We start from the raw sequence: 19386 nt of genomic DNA, 5'->3' as shown, positions 1-19386 counted from the left end.
GTTTTATATGAAGGAGCACATAAGTGGAAAAAATAGTAAGTAAAAAATTTGAAGAATGTCGGAAAGTCATAAAAGATAACTTGCTAGGCTGTGGTGTGGATTTCGATGGCGTGGATTTATATTTTGAGCCAGATGGGGGAGAGTACGGGAATGGAAAACTACTCCTAATAGATAGGGCTGATTTAGATAATCCTATATATGACATTTGCTCCGGCCGTGGAATAAATATTTCAAGTGTAGATGCATTTTATGCAAAAGATTTTGCAAGGGTCATGTTTTTAGATCGTGTTTCTAGGGCGTTAACTCACGATGCAATTGTGGATTATTTTGTTAGAATTATACGGTTATTCCATAGTGATGTACGCATTCATCATTTAGTTGATAGAACCGAGGTGGTATATAACTCCTTACGGCTCATGCCGCGAGCCTCAGTTCTTACAGTTTTGCCGGATGAAATTAAATTTGTGGTTTTGAAGGACCATATACCTTTTGAAAGTATTAAAGTCTCTTGGCTGGAATCTAACGCTACGTACTACTCAAAAAACTCAGATGCCAACGTGCTTAATCGCGGGAGCATTATTGGAACTCTAAGTTATGAACCTGCGTTTAGTCATTCAACAAAACTGTATCTCGCCGCGTTTGGGGTATCGATAAAGTCGATTGTGTCAATAGTTGATTTTCTTGGTGAGGAAGATAAATCTATTTCCTTCCGTCTTAGTCGTAGGCTGTTAGATATTCCTGTTTCTAAGGGTAAACCCTATGAAGATTTATTAAATGAGTTGCTGTACTATATATTTAGTAACTGCTATGAGCAGGTTGAGATGCATGTTCAAGTGCCTAATGAAGATAGGATAAGAATTCGTGATATTGTTATTGATAATCGAGACCCTAAAAATAATTTCTTAGGTTTCCTTAGAAGTGAAGGTGTACACTACTTGCTGATGGATGCTAAGAACTATAAAAAGCCATTAAAGACCAGTGATATAGATACATTTATTAATTATATTTCTGAAAATAAAAGATTCGGTGGGTTTGGTATTATCTTAAGTAGAAATGGGGCATCCAAAAATTTAATGAAGCAGCAGATCAAAATGTTGAGAGACAGTGTGGAGGTTGTGGTGCTCGATGAGTCTGATATGTTGGAGATGATAGATCTCAGGGCTCTGGATAGAGACCCAATGTCTGTCATCAAGAATAAGTTGAAGCGGTTACAGTTACAGCGCTGACGTCGATGCTTGATTGTCACGGTGAAAACTCTCCTTCGTAGCGAGGGGCGCTGGTCTCAGTAGAGGTGTCTAATCTAACTTAGGGGCCGGAATCCCCTGCTGCTGATTTTCACGCCATAGGCGTACTAACCACTTAGCCTAAATTGGCTTGTTAGCTGCGCAGCTAATGATAAGATAACATCTAATATTAGCTTATCCCCCTTTTTTTGCTGTTCAGCTAATGATGTATTAGAGGCTAAGGTTATGGAACATCACTCACATCGTTTAGGGTTTGAATTCGAAAGGCAGATGCTGGATGCGCTGGTGGAGGCTCTTGCTGAGGCATTCGGCTCTGAAGCCTCAGTGCTCGATGCTTCACACGAGCTACATGGGACGGAGCTTGATGGTATGATCGTAATTAAGGCTCCGGGGAAAATCCTGCAGATTTTTGTCGAAGTCAAAAAGAAGGTTTACCCAAGAGACTTGAGGAATGCCGTGTACCAACTCCACAGAAACATACACGAGACTCGCCATGATCACGAAGCTATTGGGCTGCTCGCGGCAGAGGTATTGAGCCCAGGTGCTAAGCAGGAGCTTAAGGAACAGAATATCGCCTCATTCGAGTTGGGAGGTAGCCTTTATTTAAAGCACGATGGCTGGTTCATCAATATCGAAAAGCCTTCTCATCGTTCTAAAAAGAACACACAGGGCATTGACCTTTTCACTGAGGCTCGTGAAAGTGTAATCCATGCACTTCTGATAAATAGTCATGGATGGTTAACTGGTACTGAACTGGCCGAACAAGCCGAAACTTCCTCGTACACCTGCTCTCTCGTGTTGCAGGAACTGACGTTGCGTGAGTGGGTGGAATCTACTGGTGGAGGGCCGAACAAGCGCAGAATGCTCACTCACCCAGGTAAGCTTTTGGATGCTTGGTCTGAACAGTGGAAGGAGCGCAAAGAAAATAAGTCGAAGTGGTACACCTTTGTTGAAAATCCCGAGTATCTGCTTGTTCACCTTGCGGAACGGATAGATCGCCAGAAGGTGGATTATCCGTGGGCGTTCACAGGTGCTGCGGCGGCTAATGTTTACGCCCCGTTACTGACCAGTACTGAGGGGGCAGAGATCATAGTACCCAGGGGCTACGCGGATAAGATGGCTGACTTGCTAGGCCTAAAGCCAGTGAGCAAAGGGGCGAATGTTACCCTCATTGAGCGCGAGCCCGCAAGCTTGCTATACCGGCATGTGCGCCAGGACCACCCTATCTTTCTAGCAAGTCCTTACATTCTTTACTTAGACTTATTGGATGGTCGAGGCCGCAATAAAGAACTGGCGGAACATATTAGAGAACGATTGGAGTCTTTATGGCAGCAGGATTGAAGCCCCGTACAGCGGCTGGATACGATCAGAATGTTACATTGGCGTGCGAGAGGACGTTACTCACACTGCTAAGCGCTTTTGGAAATCTGAAGGAAACTTTGAGACTTGTCGGTGGCTTGGTACCTCGGTACCTCACTCCAGCGGCCCCGCCCGGTGTTCCTTTGCATGCTGGTACTTCGGACGTAGACATAGTGTTAAACCTAGAGGTACTGGCAGCAGGCGATGAATACACTAGCCTTGCGGGCCAGTTAAACGCACGTGGGTTCACCCGTGGGGGCGAAGAGGGAAATACCGCATCTTGGCGCTGGCGTCGTAGGGTTAATGAGCATATTGAAGTAGTTGTTGAGCTTCTTCGGGACGCTGGGGAGGAGGTGCCAGGGAGGGTCATCAGCGTCGATGGGGAAAGAGTATCGGCACTCACAATTAAGCATGCCCGAATCGTCCACGACTGGTATCAGGAGAAGACTGTTTCTGCCCAGTTGCTGGATGGTGATGGTCTCTCGGTAGATATAGTGAGATTTGCGGACGTACCAGCATTTATAATTTTGAAAGCGCTGGCTCTGGATCAACGTCAGGAGAGGAAGGATGCCGCTGACCTAATCCATGTGATCAGATACTCAGGCTCGATAGAAGAAGTCGCAACTCTATTCGTTCAGCGTATTCGTTCAGAGCAGCACCCAGAAGCCTTGAAAGACGGACTAGCGGCGCTCGCCATGCGTTTTGGAGACGACGAGCATGGTGAAGGCTATGAGAAGGTGGGGTCTGTTGCCTACGCACGATTCTACGGCGAAGACGGCGAAGACGAAGATGAGGTTGTTGGTCGTCAGCGTTTTGCAGCAGGGTTAGTCCAAGGCTTACTGGCCGAGATTAAGAGGCAACTGGCAATCTAACAAAAATAGAATTGCTCCATGCAAACTTGGTTTTTTGGCTGCTCCAGCTTCTCACTAGTCGCTGACAAAATGTAATGTTTAACAGGGATTGTTATGAAAAATTTTACAAAAAACATTACATTTTATGTGTTTTTTTTGGGGCAAGGCATCAGGATCCCTTCACATATAGCCTGCTATTATTACTGACACATTCATTCGTGATGAATCAGGTAAATCTAACCGTTCTGATCATGTCCGTGCGTCATTAACGTCGAAAAGCTCCCATTGGGAGCTTTTTTATTGCTGTCATTTTTCCCGCTGCGGAATTTTTATTTCCTCCAGCGACCGATCTTATTGACCTCGCGGTGAATACTTTTGATTTATCGGAAACAATAGGGAATTTTATTTTCCTCTATATTGCTGATTAGCATTTTTATTGTTAATAAATTATTTTATACATGGAGATTTAAAATATATACCTCTTAAAAGTGAGGTTTGTTAGCCGAACGATTATTTACCCTCCTGTAAAATTATGACATGCTTGGTTGTAGCAGCATTCTTAAAAAAACTACGGGATAGATAGCGAATGGATAGCCGCTCATGGTCACGAGATAATATCTTCCTGAATATCGGGATACTCTGCTGGATACTGGTGCTTACTACATGGTGCTACGACTATCACACTATCCCATTCCTCTTTCTGTTATTCCTCTTTTTTATCGCCCATATATTACGAGAAAGGATCTTCGAAATGTTTAGAAAAAATAAAGAAAGTGAGGCTTCTGTTGCCGCAAAATCAGCAGTCAGCGCAGGAGAAGAAAAAGGGGCATTGATGCTGGATAAAACCGTCTCTGCGGAGGATAAGTCAAGCAATACGGTTATTGCCAGCGGAGTTCGCTTTGAAGGAAATATTAACGCCAACGGACAAATCTACGTTTACGGTACCATTGTGGGAAATATCGAATCTCAAGAAGGTATAGTAAAAATCATGCGTAATGGCCTGGTAGAGGGAAACATCCATAGCCGCGAACTGATTGTTGATGGCGGCGTTAAGGGGCTTTGCCGGGCGGAAAGTGTCGATATTTGTGAAAATGGGCGTGTTGAAGGTACTTTGACCTATGGGACATTATCGATCAAAAAAGGCGGCCTATTCACCGGCCAGGCAGAAGTGCTTCCCCATCCTGAAAACGCGGTGAATGTCGTAGATTTGATCCCAGGAGCGATGCCGGCCTTGATCACATCTGAAAATGTATCCGACGCTGACGGGCAGAAAACAGTAACAACAGAATGCCCGTGATAAAGGAAAGTCCGACGATCAATAGCCAGGTACTAAGATAGCCGAAGATGCCTATGTAGGCCCCCATTACGGCATACATCGGCATCAGACCAACGTTCCTCATTGTGGAAAGCACACCGCTTATCCGTCCGCGATGGCTACTCGGTGAGTGATTGGCGAGATAGACCCCCTCTTTGGTTAGCAGTAAAACCTCGCCTGCGGTCAGGATGCTCCAGGCTAAAAACTGCATCCCCACGGATTTATCCGCCACGACTAAAAGATAGCCCAGGGCAAACAGGAAGCCGGCAATCGCCAGGCTTTTTGCCTCTTCCGTTCTGGCCGTCAGGCGTATTATTAGCGGCGTGATAATCACCACAAGGAGGCTGGCGAAGGTCATCAGCTGGCCATATAAAATGGGGCCCTGTTTGCCAAAAAGATGACTCAAATAGAGTGGTGTGGTCATGGTTAGCTGCTGCAATGAAATCCAGAGCAGGGTACACAGCACGCCAAAAATAATTAAATAGGGGCGCTGTCTGAAGACTTGCCAAACGGTGCCATCAATAGCCTGCTCTCGCGCTGAGTGTTCATTTTGGGAGAAATTGTTATCCATTTTTTTATTTGTAACGAAAAACAGCACAATAAATACGCCAAGCATTCCTGCTAGCCCATTTCCCCAAAATATCCAGGCCGTATGATCCCAGAATAAATAACCGGCCAATACCGGACCAATACCGGAACCCAGGTTATAGGTCAGATAGCTCAGGGACATGACGGCGCTTCTGTTTGCCGGTGACGACAAATCGGCAACCAGGGCATTACTGGCGGGAAGGGCAATGCCGAAAAAAAGATAGCTGATAAATAGCATTGCCGGAATAGCGATGTGCCAGTCGGCAAAGAATCCACTGATAATAAGAATGAAAGCGCCGAGTGCTTCACCCCACAGCATGACCTGTTTGTGCCCATATGCATCCGAAAGTTTTCCTCCGATAAGATTACCCATCAGATAAAGCCCGGTGACCCCCATAGCCAGGCTACCGGCAACCGCAGTGGAATATCCAAGCTTTTGTGTTAATAGCAAAATCATGAAGGGAATAATAAAATTGCCTAAGCCAAGCACGAATTTAGCCAGGGCAATAAAATAAATATCTTTGGGTAAACCACGGTACATCGAGATCGGAGAGGTCAATTTCATCTAATGAATGGCGCTCGCTATGGTTATTTTAGCGCGCATTATGTGGTGTTTTTTATTGAATGTATCCTGCCAATATTCGTTGGACGTTAAGGGCTGGCCAGCGGCAATAAAAAAGCCGGAGACGAAGGCTCGCCACCGGCTTTTATCCCTACGCAAAAAATTATGCGTTCAGCAGAGGTTCTGCGGTTTTCTCAACCAGCGCCAGCAGGACTTTGACGTCCTCCAGGGTGACGGTTGGGTTCAGCAGGGTCAGCTTCAGGCAGGTGACGCCATTATGCTCGGTCACGCCAACGTTCGCGCGGCCAGACTCCAGCAGCGCATCGCCGATTTTCTGGTTCAGCAGCGCGATTTCCGCATCGCTGCGGCCAGCCAGGCTTGCCGGGCGGAAGCGGAACAGCACGCTCGCCAGCTGAGGCTGCATCACCAGCTCCAGAGAAGCATGGTCAGCCACATAGGCCGCCACATTCTTCGCCATGGTGACACCGTGATCGATGATCTCGGCGTACTGCTTCTGGCCCAGCGCTTCCAGGCCCATCCACAGCTTCAGAGCGTCAAAGCGGCGGGTGGTCTGCAGCGATTTGGACACCAGGTTTGGTACGCCATGCTCTTCGTCGAACTCGGAGTTCAGGTAGGCCGCCTGGTAGCGCATCAGCTCGTAGTGACCAGCATCTTTCAGCAGGAACGCGCCGCAGCTGATGGTCTGGAAGAACTGCTTGTGGAAGTCCAGGGTAACGGAATCCACCAGCTCCAGGCCGTCGAGGTAATCGCGATACTTCTCGGACAGCAGCAGCGCGCCGCCCCAGGCTGCATCAACGTGTACCCAGATCTGGTGCTCTGCGGCCAGCTTCGCGATCTCACGCAGCGGGTCAATAGCGCCTGCATCGGTAGTACCGGCAGTGGCTACGATAGCCATGATCTGCTCGCCGTTCGCTTTCGCCTGGGCGATTTTAGCCGCCAGGTCGTTCACGTCCATGCGGGCAAATTCATCGCTTTTCACCAGCGTGACGGACTGGTAGCCCATGCCCATCAGCGCCATGTTTTTCTGCACGGAGAAGTGAGCATTTTCAGAGCACAGTACCCTGATTTTGCGGATGTCGCCGGTCAGGCCATCCTGCTGAACAGAGTGGCCCTGACGCGCAAAGTAAGCGTCACGCGCCAGCATCAGGCCCATCAGGTTGCTCTGGGTGCCGCCGCTGGTGAATACGCCCGCGTCGCCAGGCTGGTAACCTACCTGAGCGCGTAGCCATTCGATCAGCTTCATCTCGATGATGGTTGCCGACGGGCTTTGGTCCCAGGAGTCCATGCTCTGGTTGGTGGCGTTAATCAGCACTTCCGCGGCCTGGCTTACCACCAGGCTTGGGCAGTGAAGGTGCGCCACGCACTGCGGGTGATGCACCAGCAGGCTGTCTTTTAAGAAGTACTCAATCGCGCGTTCAATCGCGACCTGGTTGCCCAGGCCCTGAGGATTGAAGTCGAGCTGAATACGTTCTTTCAGCTCGGCGACGGTTTTGCCCTGATACATCTGGGGCTGCTGCAGCCACTCCACTACGGCCTGGCTGGTCTGGGCGATCGCCTGCTGGTACTCCTCAATGCTCTGCGCGGAGGAGGCCAGAATCGGGTTAGATCGGGACATATTTATTACTCCAGTCAGACAGCTTTTGCGCCAGCGGCTAACAAGGCTTTTTCAAATTTACTCAGGAAGATTTCCAGCTCATCGTCGCTGATAAGCAGGGACGGCAGCAGGCGCAGCACGCAGCCGTTACGGCCACCGCGCTCCAGAATCAGACCCGCTTCGAAGCATTTTTTCTGGATCAGAGCAGACAGCGCGCCGTCAGCCGGGTAGCAACCCATGTGATCCTGAGCTTCTTCTGGCTTCACGATCTCAATGCCGAGCATCAGGCCCAGGCCGCGAACGTGGCCGATCGCCGGATAGCGCTTCTGCAGATCGTACAGCTTGCCTTTCAGCCATTCGCCCTGAGCGGCAACTTTGTCAGCGACTTTGTTGTCCTTCAGGTACTTCAGGGTGGTCAGGCCGGTAGCCATTGCCAGCTGGTTGCCGCGGAAGGTGCCGGTGTGGTGGCCAGGTTCCCAGGCATCGATCTCTTTTCTCAGGCCGAGTACGGCCAGCGGCAGGCCGCCGCCAACGGCTTTGGACATCACGATGATGTCTGGCTCAATGCCAGCGTGTTCGTAGGCGAACAGCTTGCCGGTACGGGCAAAGCCAGCCTGAACTTCATCGATGATCAGTACGATGCCGTGCTCTTTGGTCACTTTACGGATGCGCTGCAGCCACTCGGCAGGGGCCGGGTTCACGCCGCCTTCGCCCTGAACCGCTTCGAGGATCACGGCTGCAGGTTTGCGCACGCCGCTTTCAACGTCGTTGATCAGGTTGTCGAAGTAATAGGTCAGCGCCTTCACGCCAGCGTCGCCGCCAATGCCCAGCGGACAGCGGTACTCGTGCGGGTACGGCAGGAACTGAACTTCCGGCATCAGGCCGTTGATGGCCGCTTTCGGAGACAGGTTGCCGGTCACGGACAGCGCGCCGTGGGTCATCCCGTGGTAGCCGCCGGAGAAGCTGATCACGCCGCTGCGGCCGGTGTGTTTCTTCGCCAGCTTGATAGCGGCTTCTACTGCGTCCGCGCCGGATGGGCCGCAGAACTGCAGGCAATACTCTTTGCCCTGGCTCGGCAGTAAAGAGAGCAGGTATTCTGAGAACTCGTCTTTTAACGGCGTAGTCAGATCCAAAGTATGTAACGGCAAGCCGCTGGTAATGACGTTTTGGATGCTTTGCAGGATGTCAGGGTGGTTGTGTCCAAGCGCCAACGTGCCCGCCCCGGCCAGACAGTCAAGGTAACGGTTACCTTCAACGTCGATGATCCAGGCGCCCTGAGCTTTGGCTATAGCGAACGGTAATTTGCGCGGGTAACTTCTGACATTCGATTCGAATTCAGCCTGTCGTGCCAAATAGGTTTCGTTGGTAGCGTTTGCAGATTGTGCATCTAAAGTATCAATACGGACTTTATCCGTCATCATATCTCTCCTACAACCGTCGGCATAAGCGCAGCGGCTGAATTAAGTAAGCAAAATGTCATTAGGGGTGCATAAAACGCCGCCAATATATGGCTTTTTACCCCCCCGCTCAATGATTAATTTTTTGTGATTTTTTTTATTTAAAATCAATGTTTTGATTGGTTTTTTTGTTGATATCCAGACATCCGATCTGTCAACTATTGGCAATTGCATGAAAAAAAGCCCCTTTAAGAGGCTAATTTGCGGGGTTAAAGCGAGCAGGAAAGGCCTCATTCAGGTGAATAGAAATAATTAACAACAAAAACTTACCCCGGGACATTTATTGGCAACGGGGGTTTCATTTTTTTGGTAGTCGAGGCAATTGTCTGCTTTCAGCGGCAAAAAGCGCGAACCTGTTTTTCAATGATATCTTCCAGGCAATCCCGAACCGGGTTAGGTTCAGGTGAAGAGCGCTGCAGGCAAATACCTAAGGATGGGAGAGAGGGAAGTGTATGGATTACAGGCAGGTCGACAGGTTTTCCCACCTGGGTTCTCGGCGTTATGCCTAACCCGGCTCGCGCTGCCGCCCAAAGGCCGTTCAGGCTACTACTGGTAAAGGCTATTCTCCACGGAAGTCCTGCGGCATCCAGAGCTTCAATAGCACGATGACGTAGAATACAAGGGGCATCAAAAGTCACTAAAGGCAGCGGCTGCCCGTTGTTGAGGTATTCCTGTATCCGCTCCGGGATACCTATCCAGTGTAGTGGAATTTGGCCTATTTCATTCTCAACGGAAGTTGATGGAGTTTGCCACAGTAAGGCCATATCCAACTGCGAATGGTTAAGTGCGAACTCCAGTTCTGTGTTTCTCGCGATACGTGCTTCAATTTTGACGGAGGGGTGGGTGCGGCTAAATGAACCAAGGGCTTCGGTCAATAGCCCCTCACCAAAGTCCTCCTGAAAACCTACCCGTAGGTGCCCACTCAGTTGCGTGTCGGCAACCGCAGCCATTGCGGCATCATTCAGTTCCAGCAGGCGTTTCGCGTAACTCAATATAATTTCGCCTGTCGGCGTCAGCACTAAACCTCGCCCTGACTTTTTGACCACAGGCTTCCCGATCTGCTCTTCCAGTTTCTTAAGCTGGGCGCTAATCGCTGAGGTTGACCGCCCCAGCCTCTCCGCTGCCCGGGCAAAGCTGCCGAGCGTCATGCCGGTAACAAAGGTGCGTAGAACATCGAGATCTAAATTCTTCATATCTATAGTCCTGAAAATCAGGATTGTTAGTTAAAAAATATCTGATTTTTGGAATGATATTCGATGAGTATGCTTATGTTGTCAACTTCAGCAAGGAGGTTCCATGAGCGAAACATCACACGATATTCAACGAGTTTTGAGTCGGGCGCCAAAACTCGCCAGCATGAGCAATGAACTGCTATTCAAAGATATCTGGGAAAGACCTGAACTTAATAAACGCGATCGCAGCCTGATCACCGTGGCGGCACTGCTGGCGTTGTACCGACTTGAGCAATTGCCTATTCACCTCGCTTTGGCGCGCAATAATGGGGTAAATGATAAGGAATTAAGCGAGCTGATTACCCATCTTGCCTTTTATGCGGGCTGGCCTGCAGCACACAGTGCATTAAAGGTGTTGGACAAGTTAATCGTCGCGGACGGTCAGGAGGAACAATAAATGCCGGTACTGCATTTCACCTTACTAAAAGGAAAAACCGAGGCCTGGCTGACGGCGATTTCATCTAGCGTACAGCTAGCATTGGTCGAAGCATTTGACGTGCCGGCCGCAGATTTGTTTCAGGTTTTTCACGAGCAAGATAAGCAGGCGCTGCGGTTTGATCGCCACTATATGGCTGGGCCGCGAAGCGATGACTGGCTTCTGGTTGAGATAACGGCTGGCAAGCCGCGGAATGTTGAGACCAAAAAGCGTTTTTACCGGGCCATTACCGCGCAGCTGGCTGCGTCACCGGGCATTCATCCCAACGATGTCATGGTCGTCATTCGTCATAATAACGCTGAGGATTGGTCGTTTGGTGGCGGGATAGTGAGTTTGCTCCCAGAGTAGCAGATACCACTTAAAATCTCTGGGCGTAGGGGTGTCATCGTTGTATATTTTTATGCATAACGATCATAAGGACGTCCGCCATGACCCCATTTTTTCGCCGCCTTACGTTAGGCGCATTGTTAGTACTCTCCCCGTTCGCCGCTCTGGCGAACCGCACCATCACCGATCAGCTTGGTCGTCAGGTCACGATCCCGGATGAGGTTGATCGCGTGGTGGTGCTTCAGCATCAAACGCTCAACCTGCTGGTACAGATGAACGCCACCGATAAGGTGGTCGGCATTCTGGCCAACTGGAAACAGCAGCTTGGCAGCGGCTATGCCCGCCTGGCGCCGGAGCTGGAGCACAAAGCTCAGCTGGGGGATTTAACCAGCGTGAACACCGAGAAGCTGGTGGCGCTGCATCCTCAGGCGGTGTTTGTGACCAACTATGCCCCAAAAGAGATGATCGACAGCATCAGCAAGCTCGGTATTCCTGTGATCGCGATTTCGCTGCGCCACGATGCACCGGGCGAGCAGGGCAAATTGAACCCCTCGATGGGGGATGAAGAGCAGGCCTACAACACCGGGCTGAAAGAGGGCATCGAGCTAATTGGCGAAGTCGTCAATAAAGAGAAGCAGGCGAAGGCGCTCATTGACGCCACCTTTGCCGAGCGCAAGCTGGTCAGCGACCGCCTGAAGGACATTCCGGAGAGCCAGCGTGTGCGCGCCTACATGGCAAACCCTGACCTCACGACCTACGGCTCCGGCAAATATACTGGCCTGATGATGGCTCACGCCGGGGCATTGAACGTGGCGGCCTCAACCGTAAAAGGTTTTAAGCAGGTGTCGATGGAGCAGGTGATCGCCTGGGATCCGCAGGTGATCTTCGTGCAGGATCGTTATCCGCAAGTGGTTGATGAGATCGTCAGTAAGCCCGAATGGCAAGCGATCGACGCGGTGAAACATCATCAGGTCTGGTTAATGCCCGAGTACGCCAAAGCCTGGGGCTACCCGATGCCGGAAGCGATGGCTATTGGTGAACTGTGGATGGCGAAAAAGCTCTATCCTGCCAGGTTCAAAGATATCGACATGAAAAAAGTGGCCGACAGCTGGTATCAGCGTTTTTACCGCACGCACTATGAAGGTGTTGAGTGAGTATTTTGCCGGTACTGGCGGCGGGAAGCCTGCGGCGGGTCTGGCAGCCGTTAATGGCGCAGTTTGAGCGTGAAACGGGCCTCCTGACCGAGACGCGGTTCGGGCCGGCAGGCCTGCTAAGGGCGCGTATTGAAGCCGGGGAACCCTGCTCCCTTTTTGCTTCAGCGAACATGGCGCATCCGCAGACGTTGCTTGAACAGGAGAAAGCGCTGTCGGTACAGCGGTTTGCCGGTAACACGCTTTGCCTCACGGCAGCGTCGCAGTGCGTTGATGAGCAGAGCACCTGGCTGACGTTGTTGAGTAACCCTGCGCTACGGATTGGCACATCTACGCCGGGCAGCGATCCTGCCGGAGACTATACCTGGCAGTTCTTTGCCAACTTTGAGGCTGAATTTGGCATCGCATTAAGGCCGAGGGCCCGGCAGCTGGTAGGCGGGCCGGACTCGCAGGTTGTTCCTGACGGTAAGCTTGCCGCGCAGTGGCTTATCACGAGCGGGCAGGCTGACCTGATGATTGGCTATCGAAGCTATGCTGAAGCGCTGGCTTTTCAACGGGAGCTGCGGGTATTTGAGATCCCAGCGCTCTACAATATTCAGGCAGATTACGGTCTGGCGCTGTGCGATGCGCGTGCGGAGCCGCTGCGGGCTTTTCTGACCTCGGGCGCTGCGCGGCAGCTGTTACTGCAATACGGCTTTGTCGCCTGAAGCCGGCTGTTTACGGCATCATGGTCGGCCATTCGGGCGGCATCCTGGCAATGACGTCGACCAGCCCCGTCTTAAACGACGCCCAGATAATGGCGAAGTCCCCGAGCGTCAGTCCAAGCAATCCCATTGCAAACCAGCACGAGGCGGCAATGCCTACGCCGCTGCTGACGATGGCCAGGGCGCGGTAGTCTGAGCGGCGAAACTGGATATTTAAACTGCTGGCCAAAAACATCAAAACCGCACTCAGCAGCGGCCAACGCATCAGAATAACGCCGGTGGTGATTGTTGCCATTAACCTTGTTCCTTGAAAATCTGCAATTTATTTTGCTGTTGCAAGAATATTGTGAAGTTTATCACATTTGAGCGTTAAATCGCCAGCGGAGTGGCGGTTTTTTAACCATGCGGGTGCGGGGGTAGGTGCATTTTTAACCAGCGCTCGGCGGGCGTGGACTCAGCTTTTTGTTTATCTGACGTTGAGCAAAATTTCGTTTAAATAATCATTCCCTGTTGCTTTAACCCCCAATAAAACGCCCATCAGCGCGGTGGATGAAATTTTATGCTGAACGGCACTTCGGTGAATTTAATCTTATTGTTGCACAGCTTAATTTTCACTTCGTGGGAGGCGGAATGCTATTGCTAATACCGACTTTATGATGCAACGTAATCGGCGGTTATCAGGTTGATCCGGTAGAAAAATAAAAACAGACAAAGAAAGCAGGGACATGTGAGCATCATGCTGAGACGAGTTTATCTTAAGGTATTGCGAACCTCAGGTTTTGTCCTGATGGTCTGCTTGCCGATAATGCTGGCGATCTATTTTGCCCATGTCCGCGCAACCAGCGACACTCAGCAGCACCTGCACTCTTTTGGCAAACTGGTGATGGAAAAAACGGAAATCGTCATCGGCCATGTTAATGAGGCCCGCAGTGAGGCGGAGCGTTTTTCAGGGGAAATATGTAGCCCAAAGCATATGGCGAATATGCTGGATATCGTTCGCGGTAAACTTTTTGTTGAGGATTTAATTTACGTTAGCGGTAATAAGCTGCTGTGCTCTACCAGCTATAAACCATTAACAGCGATTTCGGCCCCGCAGCCTTCTTATACCCGTAATCCCGACATCGCCATCTATTATTATCTGGATACACCGTTTTATGCCGGCCATAAAATGACTTATATGCGACGTGGCAATTATATAGCGGTGATTAATCCTCTCAGTTGGTCTGAGGTGCTGTCCGATGACGACTCTTTGGTCTATGGCGTCTACGATACGGTGACCCACAGCTTTTTCTCTTTGAGCCCTGGCGCTGATGGCGACCTTCTCCATCACTTTATTTTGCGCAAAGAGAAAACATTTACTCAGGACGATCGCTTTTATACTATCGATCCGTCGGCTAAAAGGCCTATTGCCGTTATTGTTTCAACCTCCGAAACCCTGTTTAATCGCCAATGGTATCATCAGCTAACGTTGACGCTACCGCTGGGCGTTATTTGCAGCCTGCTTATTCTGCTGATGTGGTCGCGAACCCAGCAGCAGCTAAACTCACCGCGTCGGATGCTGTTAAGGGCGCTGGCCAGAAAGCAGCTAAAACTTCACTACCAGCCCATTATTGATATCCGGAATGGCAGCTGCGTGGGTGCTGAAGCGCTGCTGCGGTGGGTTAATTTTAACGGTCAAACCATCAGTCCCGGAACTTTTATTCCGCTGGCAGAATCAGAAGGCCTGATTCACAAAATATCGGATTACGTCGTTGATGCCGTTTTCAAAGATTTGGGGGAGTTCCTTGCCGACCATCCAGGGATTTATATTTCAATCAATCTTTCAGCATCGGACTTTCATTCGTCGCGGCTAATTACCGTACTGTCTGAGAGAATTAAAACCTACAGGATCAGGCCAGAGCAGATAAAAATCGAGGTGACCGAGCGGGGCTTTATAGATGTTGAAAAAACCAGGCCTTATATTCAGGAATTCCGCAGCGCCGGTTTTAACATTGCCATAGATGACTTTGGCACCGGTTATTCGAATCTGCATAACCTGCAGTACCTTAACGTCGATATTTTAAAAATTGATAAAAGTTTTATTGATTCTGTCGTCAGCGAACGGGCCAGTCACCTACTGGTTGAGCACATTATCGAAATTGCCCATAGCCTCAACCTGACGACGATTGCCGAAGGGGTCGAAACCGGGGTGCAGGTGGCCTGGCTGGTGGAGCATGGCGTGGAGTATTGTCAGGGCTGGTATTTCGCGCAAGCGCTGCCGCCGCAGGACTTTATCGCCTGGCTGTATACGCCAGGCGGTATCACCTTTGCTGTACCTGAGGCCTCTCAGGCCTGATGGCGGTAATCCGTTGGCGTGCGGTCAAACTCCCGGCGGAACACGCGGGAGAAGGTCTGCTGCGAGACGTAGCCGTAGTCCATCGCAATATCAAAAATCGGACGCTGGGTAGTGCGCAGTGCCGTGGCGGCCATCAGCAGGCGGCGCTGACGGATATAGTCGCCCAGCGTCTGGTGCATCACGGTACGGAACATGCGCTGCAAGTACCATTTTGAATACCCTGATTTCTTCGCCACCACGTCGATGTTCAGCGGCTGGTCAATATGTTCATCAATCCATTCAGTTAACGTATAAATGATGTCCTGGTGAGCCATGAGTCTTCCTCATTTCCGGGTTAGCTAGAGTCGTTGACCCGGAGTATAATTCCTCAAGTTAACTTGAGGTAAAGAGCATTATGGAAAAGAAATTGCCCCGAATTAAAACGCTATTAACGCCCGGTGAAGTGGCGAAGCGCAGCGGCGTGGCCGTCTCCGCGCTCCATTTTTATGAAAGCAAAGGCCTGATTAAAAGTACGCGAAATGCCGGTAATCAGCGGCGTTATCAGCGTGATGTTCTGCGAACGGTAGCGATAATCAAAATTGCCCAGCGTATCGGTATACCCCTGAGCACCGTCGGCGATGCCTTTGGCGTGTTGCCCGATGGGCATTCAATCAATAAAAACGACTGGAAGAAGCTTTCATCGCAATGGCGAGAGGAGCTGAATCACCGCATCGATACGCTGACCGCGCTGCGCGACGAACTGAATGGCTGCATTGGCTGCGGTTGTTTATCCGGAGCGGAGTGCCCGCTGCGTAACCCAGGGGACAAGCTGGGCGAGCAGGGGACGGGAGCACGGCTGCTGGAAGAGTAGAGCGATCGCCCTAAGGCGTAGCACCCGGTTTGTATAAGGCCGTAAAGGCGTGCCGAATCTCTTTATGGGATTGATATACTTCAGCTTGCTGAAAACAAGGAGCCTTTCATGTCATTTTTACACCGTCTGCTGCGTACCCCTGCTGGGGCAACGTTCCTTCCGCTGACGCTGATGCGTATCGCCTTCGGTCTGTTTTTCTTCGCCTCCGGCTTCAATAAAGTGTTTGTGCCGGAAAATCAGGCCCTCATGCTGGAAACCATCACCGAGGCCGGTATTCCCTTTCCTGCCGTGATGGCCGTCTTCGTTGCCAGCTGCGAGATGGTGTTCGGCCTGCTGCTGGCCGCCGGTTTCTTGACTCGCCTGTGCGCGCTGGTGCTTATTATCATTAACTTTGTCGCGCTGTTTACCGTTGGCCTGCACCAGATTCCTGGCGGGCTTAATCTTCTGACCTGGTACAGCTGGCTGCTTTATCTCCCTGAGTCATGTTACATCCTGATGTGCCTCATGCTGATTGTGCAGGGGAGCGGGCCCTGGGGGATGGATAGCACGCTGGCTCGCGCGGTAGATAAAAAGCTGTCTGTGGGTTAAGTTGCGTTTCGCGCTGCGATAAAAAACTAAAGCGCCACAAGGGCGCTTTAGTTGTTTTCCGGTCTTTGTCTTTCGCTCTATCCCGTCTGACAGGAGGGTTTCCCCCGACATCGGCACCCCTCGATAACGCTTACACATATACACTTAACTTACTCTGGAGGTTCCGGTCTGCACCGACAATTTAAGTGTAGAACTGCCCCTTCACTTTGCAAGGATATCAGGTCTTTTTTTGTTCATTTTTTTGACATGTGATTCCAGGGCTGCCTGCCTATAATTATTCCATCTGACTAAACATAGGGTTACCTCATGCTAACGGTTCATCACCTCAATAATTCCCGATCCCAGCGCGTAATTTGGATGCTGGAAGAGCTGGGGCAGCCCTACCAGATCGTGCGCTACCAGCGGGAGCCCACGATGCTAGCCCCGGAGGCGTTGAAAAAGATCCACCCGCTGGGTAAATCACCTGTGGTGGAAGATAACGGCCATATCCTCGCTGAGTCAGGCGCGATCCTTGAATATCTGCAGGAAGCCTATGACAGCGAAAACCGCCTGAAGCCTCAGGTGATGAGCGACAAGATCCAGTATCGCTTTTGGCTGCACTATGCGGAAGGTTCCCTGATGCCGCTGCTGTTAATGAAGCTGGTGTTTGGCAGCCTCGGCAAAGCGCCGGTTCCCTGGCCGCTGCGTCCGATAGGTAAGGCCGTGGGGCAGGGGGTGCAGAAAGCCTGGCTGAACAAGCAAATGACTACCCATGCCCGCTTTATTGAAGATTATCTGAGCCAGAACCCATGGTTTGCCGGGCAGCAGTTTAGCGCGGCTGATATTCAGATGAGCTTCCCGGTGGCCGCGCTGCTGGCCCGGGGCGAGGTGAATGATATGCCGCACACCCAGGCGTGGATGAAGAAGGTGCAGCTGCGTCCCGCCTGGCAGCGAGCGCTGAATCAGGGGGGGCCTTTTGATCTTCCCGGTGCGTGATTGCCGCTGAGCATGATCGAGGAAAAACGGCCCGCCGGTTTGCGATTTTGTTACGAAATTGCGCATTGACGATAACGTTTGCGCATGGTGCGGCGATTATTTCGCCGGTGGGCCGTATTTTCTACGAAAATGACAAAAGTTAAGTTGAAAATCCCGTCAGGAAGGCTGGATAATCGTTTGCCTTAAATCTGAAACACCGATTTGTCCGAGTGGAGTTAAACGATTGCTTTTTTGTGACGCCCCTTTTGTCACAATCGTAGCGCAGGGAGACAATGTTTAACTGGCAGCGGGTTGTCCACCACCCGGGCAAACGTCATTCTAAAAATCTCAGGGGATTTTTCACTATGTCTACACCTTCTCCGCGCGCCGGCGGTTCGCTCGACGCCTGGTTCAAAATCTCTGCACGTGGCAGCACCACGCGTCAGGAAGTTGTCGCCGGTCTGACAACCTTCCTCGCCATGGTCTACTCCGTCATCGTGGTGCCGGGCATGCTTGGCAAGGCGGGATTCCCGCCGGCGGCGGTCTTTGTCGCAACCTGCCTGGTGGCGGGCGTGGGCTCCATCGTAATGGGCCTGTGGGCTAATCTGCCTCTGGCTATCGGCTGCGCTATCTCGCTGACCGCCTTCACCGCCTTTAGCCTGGTGCTCGGCCAGCACATCAGCGTGCCGGTAGCGCTTGGCGCGGTGTTCCTGATGGGCGTTCTGTTTACCATTATTTCCGCCACCGGCATTCGTAGCTGGATTTTGCGAAATCTGCCGATGGGTGTGGCTCACGGCACCGGGATTGGCATCGGCCTGTTTCTGCTGCTGATTGCCGCCAACGGCGTCGGCCTGGTGATTAAGAACCCGCTTGACGGGCTGCCGGTTGCGCTGGGCCACTTCGCCAGCTTCCCGGTGATCATGTCTCTGATTGGTCTGGCAGTGATCATCGGTCTGGAAAAACTGAAGGTGCCGGGTGGCATTCTGTTAACCATCATCGGCGTCTCCATCGTTGGCCTGATTTTCGACCCGAACGTTCACTTCTCCGGTATCTTTGCCATGCCGTCGCTGAGCGATGATAAAGGCAACTCTCTGATCGGCAGCCTGGACATCATGGGCGCGCTAAACCCTGTTATCCTGCCAAGCGTGCTGGCGCTGGTAATGACCGCGGTCTTCGACGCCACCGGGACTATCCGTGCCGTGGCCGGGCAGGCAAATCTGCTGGACAAAGACGGCCAGATCATCGACGGCGGTAAAGCGCTGACCACCGACTCCCTGAGCAGCGTCTTCTCCGGCCTGGTGGGCGCTGCCCCGGCGGCGGTTTATATCGAATCTGCAGCGGGTACTGCGGCGGGCGGTAAAACCGGCCTGACGGCGATCGTCGTGGGTGTCCTGTTCCTGCTTATTCTCTTCCTGTCACCGCTCTCATACCTGGTACCGGCTTATGCAACGGCGCCTGCGCTGATGTATGTTGGCCTGCTGATGCTGAGCAACGTGGCCAAAATCGACTTCGCGGACTTCGTTGATGCGATGTCCGGGCTGATTACCGCGGTATTCATCGTGCTGACCTGTAACATCGTTACCGGCATCATGATCGGCTTCGCTTCTCTGGTTATTGGTCGTGTGGTGTCCGGCGAGTGGCGTAAGCTGAACCTCGGGACCGTGATTATCGCCGTGGCGCTGGTCGCGTTCTACGCAGGCGGCTGGGCTATTTGATTTTCAATTCGTGCGGGTTGCGCTCTGTAACCCGCCGCATTTGCTTACTTCAGGCATTTCCGGTTCCAATGTGATGAAAAAAGTTGTTTTATTATTAAAACAA

At 51.4% G+C, this 19386-nt stretch carries 19 protein-coding genes; 13 read left to right on the top strand and 6 right to left on the bottom strand.

The features are described 5' to 3' along the window. Positions 1 to 23: 23 nt before the first annotated feature. The 4 genes from EL098_RS20840 to EL098_RS20825 all read left to right on the top strand — a co-directional run bounded on the left by EL098_RS20840 (position 24) and on the right by EL098_RS20825 (position 4751). Positions 24 to 1226: a hypothetical protein gene (locus EL098_RS20840; protein ID WP_126357925.1), complete on the top strand. Its 1203-nt coding sequence runs from the start codon at positions 24 to 26 to the stop codon at positions 1224 to 1226. Positions 1227 to 1469: 243 nt separating this feature from the next. Further along, entirely contained in the window at positions 1470 to 2585 is a 1116-nt protein-coding gene (locus tag EL098_RS20835; protein WP_126357924.1) for a type IV toxin-antitoxin system AbiEi family antitoxin, read from the top strand. After that, positions 2570 to 3475: a hypothetical protein gene (locus EL098_RS23620; protein WP_126357923.1), complete on the top strand. Its 906-nt coding sequence runs from the start codon at positions 2570 to 2572 to the stop codon at positions 3473 to 3475. The genes EL098_RS20835 and EL098_RS23620 overlap by 16 nt, the downstream gene beginning before the upstream one ends. 730 nt (positions 3476 to 4205) lie before the next feature. Continuing rightward, positions 4206 to 4751, top strand: coding sequence for a bactofilin family protein (locus tag EL098_RS20825; RefSeq protein ID WP_164716911.1), 546 nt, complete (start codon positions 4206 to 4208; stop codon positions 4749 to 4751). On the opposite strand, the gene EL098_RS20820 is transcribed toward EL098_RS20825, so the two are convergent. From EL098_RS20820 to EL098_RS20805, 4 genes are all read right to left on the bottom strand, one after another. Further along, positions 4690 to 5922: an MFS transporter gene (locus EL098_RS20820; protein WP_197718529.1), complete on the bottom strand. Its 1233-nt coding sequence runs from the start codon at positions 5920 to 5922 to the stop codon at positions 4690 to 4692. The genes EL098_RS20825 and EL098_RS20820 overlap by 62 nt on opposite strands. A 160-nt stretch (positions 5923 to 6082) precedes the next feature. Beyond that, positions 6083 to 7555 carry a pyridoxal phosphate-dependent decarboxylase family protein gene (locus tag EL098_RS20815; RefSeq protein WP_126357921.1) on the bottom strand — a complete coding sequence of 491 codons (1473 nt, stop codon included), beginning with the start codon at positions 7553 to 7555 and terminating at the stop codon, positions 6083 to 6085. Positions 7556 to 7569: 14 nt separating this feature from the next. Next, positions 7570 to 8955, bottom strand: a complete 1386-nt coding sequence (locus EL098_RS20810) for a diaminobutyrate--2-oxoglutarate transaminase (RefSeq protein ID WP_126357920.1) — start codon at positions 8953 to 8955, stop codon at positions 7570 to 7572. A 368-nt stretch (positions 8956 to 9323) separates the two neighbouring features. Then, positions 9324 to 10184 carry a LysR substrate-binding domain-containing protein gene (locus EL098_RS20805; RefSeq protein WP_126357919.1) on the bottom strand — a complete coding sequence of 287 codons (861 nt, stop codon included), beginning with the start codon at positions 10182 to 10184 and terminating at the stop codon, positions 9324 to 9326. Positions 10185 to 10287: 103 nt separating this feature from the next. Here EL098_RS20805 and EL098_RS20800 point away from each other — a divergent pair, with 103 nt between their 5' ends. The 4 genes from EL098_RS20800 to modA all read left to right on the top strand — a co-directional run bounded on the left by EL098_RS20800 (position 10288) and on the right by modA (position 12844). Further along, positions 10288 to 10620 (top strand): carboxymuconolactone decarboxylase family protein, encoded by a 333-nt coding sequence (locus EL098_RS20800; protein WP_126357918.1) that lies wholly within the window; start codon positions 10288 to 10290, stop codon positions 10618 to 10620. Continuing rightward, entirely contained in the window at positions 10621 to 11007 is a 387-nt protein-coding gene (locus EL098_RS20795; protein WP_126357917.1) for a tautomerase family protein, read from the top strand. Between the two features lie 80 nt (positions 11008 to 11087). After that, on the top strand, positions 11088 to 12140 hold the full coding sequence (locus tag EL098_RS20790) for an ABC transporter substrate-binding protein (RefSeq protein WP_126357916.1): 1053 nt from the start codon (positions 11088 to 11090) through the stop codon (positions 12138 to 12140). Then, the gene (modA, locus tag EL098_RS20785) at positions 12137 to 12844 is read left to right on the top strand and encodes a molybdate ABC transporter substrate-binding protein (RefSeq protein WP_126357915.1); all 708 of its coding nucleotides are present in this window, start codon (positions 12137 to 12139) and stop codon (positions 12842 to 12844) included. The genes EL098_RS20790 and modA overlap by 4 nt, the downstream gene beginning before the upstream one ends. A gap of 10 nt (positions 12845 to 12854) precedes the next feature. Here the strand turns inward: modA and EL098_RS20780 are convergent, their stop codons facing one another. Further along, positions 12855 to 13136, bottom strand: a complete 282-nt coding sequence (locus EL098_RS20780) for a YjcB family protein (protein ID WP_126357914.1) — start codon at positions 13134 to 13136, stop codon at positions 12855 to 12857. A gap of 441 nt (positions 13137 to 13577) precedes the next feature. Here EL098_RS20780 and EL098_RS20775 point away from each other — a divergent pair, with 441 nt between their 5' ends. Continuing rightward, the gene (locus EL098_RS20775; protein ID WP_126357913.1) at positions 13578 to 15176 is read left to right on the top strand and encodes an EAL domain-containing protein; all 1599 of its coding nucleotides are present in this window, start codon (positions 13578 to 13580) and stop codon (positions 15174 to 15176) included. Here EL098_RS20775 and soxS read toward each other — a convergent pair. Beyond that, on the bottom strand, positions 15167 to 15490 hold the full coding sequence (soxS, locus tag EL098_RS20770) for a superoxide response transcriptional regulator SoxS (RefSeq protein WP_038476622.1): 324 nt from the start codon (positions 15488 to 15490) through the stop codon (positions 15167 to 15169). The two genes, EL098_RS20775 and soxS, sit on opposite strands and share 10 nt — an antisense overlap. An 80-nt stretch (positions 15491 to 15570) precedes the next feature. Between soxS and soxR the strand changes: the two genes are divergently transcribed. The 4 genes from soxR to ghxP all read left to right on the top strand — a co-directional run bounded on the left by soxR (position 15571) and on the right by ghxP (position 19283). Further along, positions 15571 to 16026, top strand: coding sequence for a redox-sensitive transcriptional activator SoxR (gene soxR, locus EL098_RS20765; protein ID WP_126357912.1), 456 nt, complete (start codon positions 15571 to 15573; stop codon positions 16024 to 16026). A 108-nt stretch (positions 16027 to 16134) separates the two neighbouring features. After that, a complete protein-coding gene (locus EL098_RS20760) occupies positions 16135 to 16614 on the top strand; it encodes a DoxX family protein (RefSeq protein ID WP_126357911.1) in 480 nt (159 codons plus the stop codon). Positions 16615 to 16920: 306 nt separating this feature from the next. After that, positions 16921 to 17589, top strand: coding sequence for a glutathione S-transferase family protein (locus EL098_RS20755; protein ID WP_126357910.1), 669 nt, complete (start codon positions 16921 to 16923; stop codon positions 17587 to 17589). Positions 17590 to 17933: 344 nt separating this feature from the next. Then, positions 17934 to 19283 carry a guanine/hypoxanthine transporter GhxP gene (ghxP, locus tag EL098_RS20750; RefSeq protein ID WP_126357909.1) on the top strand — a complete coding sequence of 450 codons (1350 nt, stop codon included), beginning with the start codon at positions 17934 to 17936 and terminating at the stop codon, positions 19281 to 19283. The last annotated feature ends 103 nt before the right edge of the window (positions 19284 to 19386 follow it).

It is taken from the genome of Cedecea lapagei (assembly GCF_900635955.1).
GTDB classification, from domain to species: domain Bacteria; phylum Pseudomonadota; class Gammaproteobacteria; order Enterobacterales; family Enterobacteriaceae; genus Cedecea; species Cedecea lapagei.
This window is presented reverse-complemented; position numbering and strand designations above follow the sequence as displayed.

What these genes read in the sequence shown, in the direction of transcription:
- EL098_RS20835 (WP_126357924.1), top strand. Translation starts at nt 1,470, where the DNA reads ATGGAACATCACTCACATCGTTTAGGGTTTGAATTCGAAAGGCAGATG.
- EL098_RS23620 (WP_126357923.1), top strand. Translation starts at nt 2,570, where the DNA reads ATGGCAGCAGGATTGAAGCCCCGTACAGCGGCTGGATACGATCAGAAT.
- EL098_RS20825 (WP_164716911.1), top strand. Translation starts at nt 4,206, where the DNA reads ATGTTTAGAAAAAATAAAGAAAGTGAGGCTTCTGTTGCCGCAAAATCA.
- EL098_RS20820 (WP_197718529.1), bottom strand. Translation starts at nt 5,922, where the DNA reads ATGAAATTGACCTCTCCGATCTCGATGTACCGTGGTTTACCCAAAGAT.
- EL098_RS20815 (WP_126357921.1), bottom strand. Translation starts at nt 7,555, where the DNA reads ATGTCCCGATCTAACCCGATTCTGGCCTCCTCCGCGCAGAGCATTGAG.
- EL098_RS20810 (WP_126357920.1), bottom strand. Translation starts at nt 8,955, where the DNA reads ATGATGACGGATAAAGTCCGTATTGATACTTTAGATGCACAATCTGCA.
- EL098_RS20805 (WP_126357919.1), bottom strand. Translation starts at nt 10,184, where the DNA reads ATGAAGAATTTAGATCTCGATGTTCTACGCACCTTTGTTACCGGCATG.
- EL098_RS20800 (WP_126357918.1), top strand. Translation starts at nt 10,288, where the DNA reads ATGAGCGAAACATCACACGATATTCAACGAGTTTTGAGTCGGGCGCCA.
- EL098_RS20795 (WP_126357917.1), top strand. Translation starts at nt 10,621, where the DNA reads ATGCCGGTACTGCATTTCACCTTACTAAAAGGAAAAACCGAGGCCTGG.
- EL098_RS20790 (WP_126357916.1), top strand. Translation starts at nt 11,088, where the DNA reads ATGACCCCATTTTTTCGCCGCCTTACGTTAGGCGCATTGTTAGTACTC.
- EL098_RS20780 (WP_126357914.1), bottom strand. Translation starts at nt 13,136, where the DNA reads ATGGCAACAATCACCACCGGCGTTATTCTGATGCGTTGGCCGCTGCTG.
- EL098_RS20775 (WP_126357913.1), top strand. Translation starts at nt 13,578, where the DNA reads ATGCTGAGACGAGTTTATCTTAAGGTATTGCGAACCTCAGGTTTTGTC.
- soxS (WP_038476622.1), bottom strand. Translation starts at nt 15,490, where the DNA reads ATGGCTCACCAGGACATCATTTATACGTTAACTGAATGGATTGATGAA.
- soxR (WP_126357912.1), top strand. Translation starts at nt 15,571, where the DNA reads ATGGAAAAGAAATTGCCCCGAATTAAAACGCTATTAACGCCCGGTGAA.
- EL098_RS20760 (WP_126357911.1), top strand. Translation starts at nt 16,135, where the DNA reads ATGTCATTTTTACACCGTCTGCTGCGTACCCCTGCTGGGGCAACGTTC.
- EL098_RS20755 (WP_126357910.1), top strand. Translation starts at nt 16,921, where the DNA reads ATGCTAACGGTTCATCACCTCAATAATTCCCGATCCCAGCGCGTAATT.
- ghxP (WP_126357909.1), top strand. Translation starts at nt 17,934, where the DNA reads ATGTCTACACCTTCTCCGCGCGCCGGCGGTTCGCTCGACGCCTGGTTC.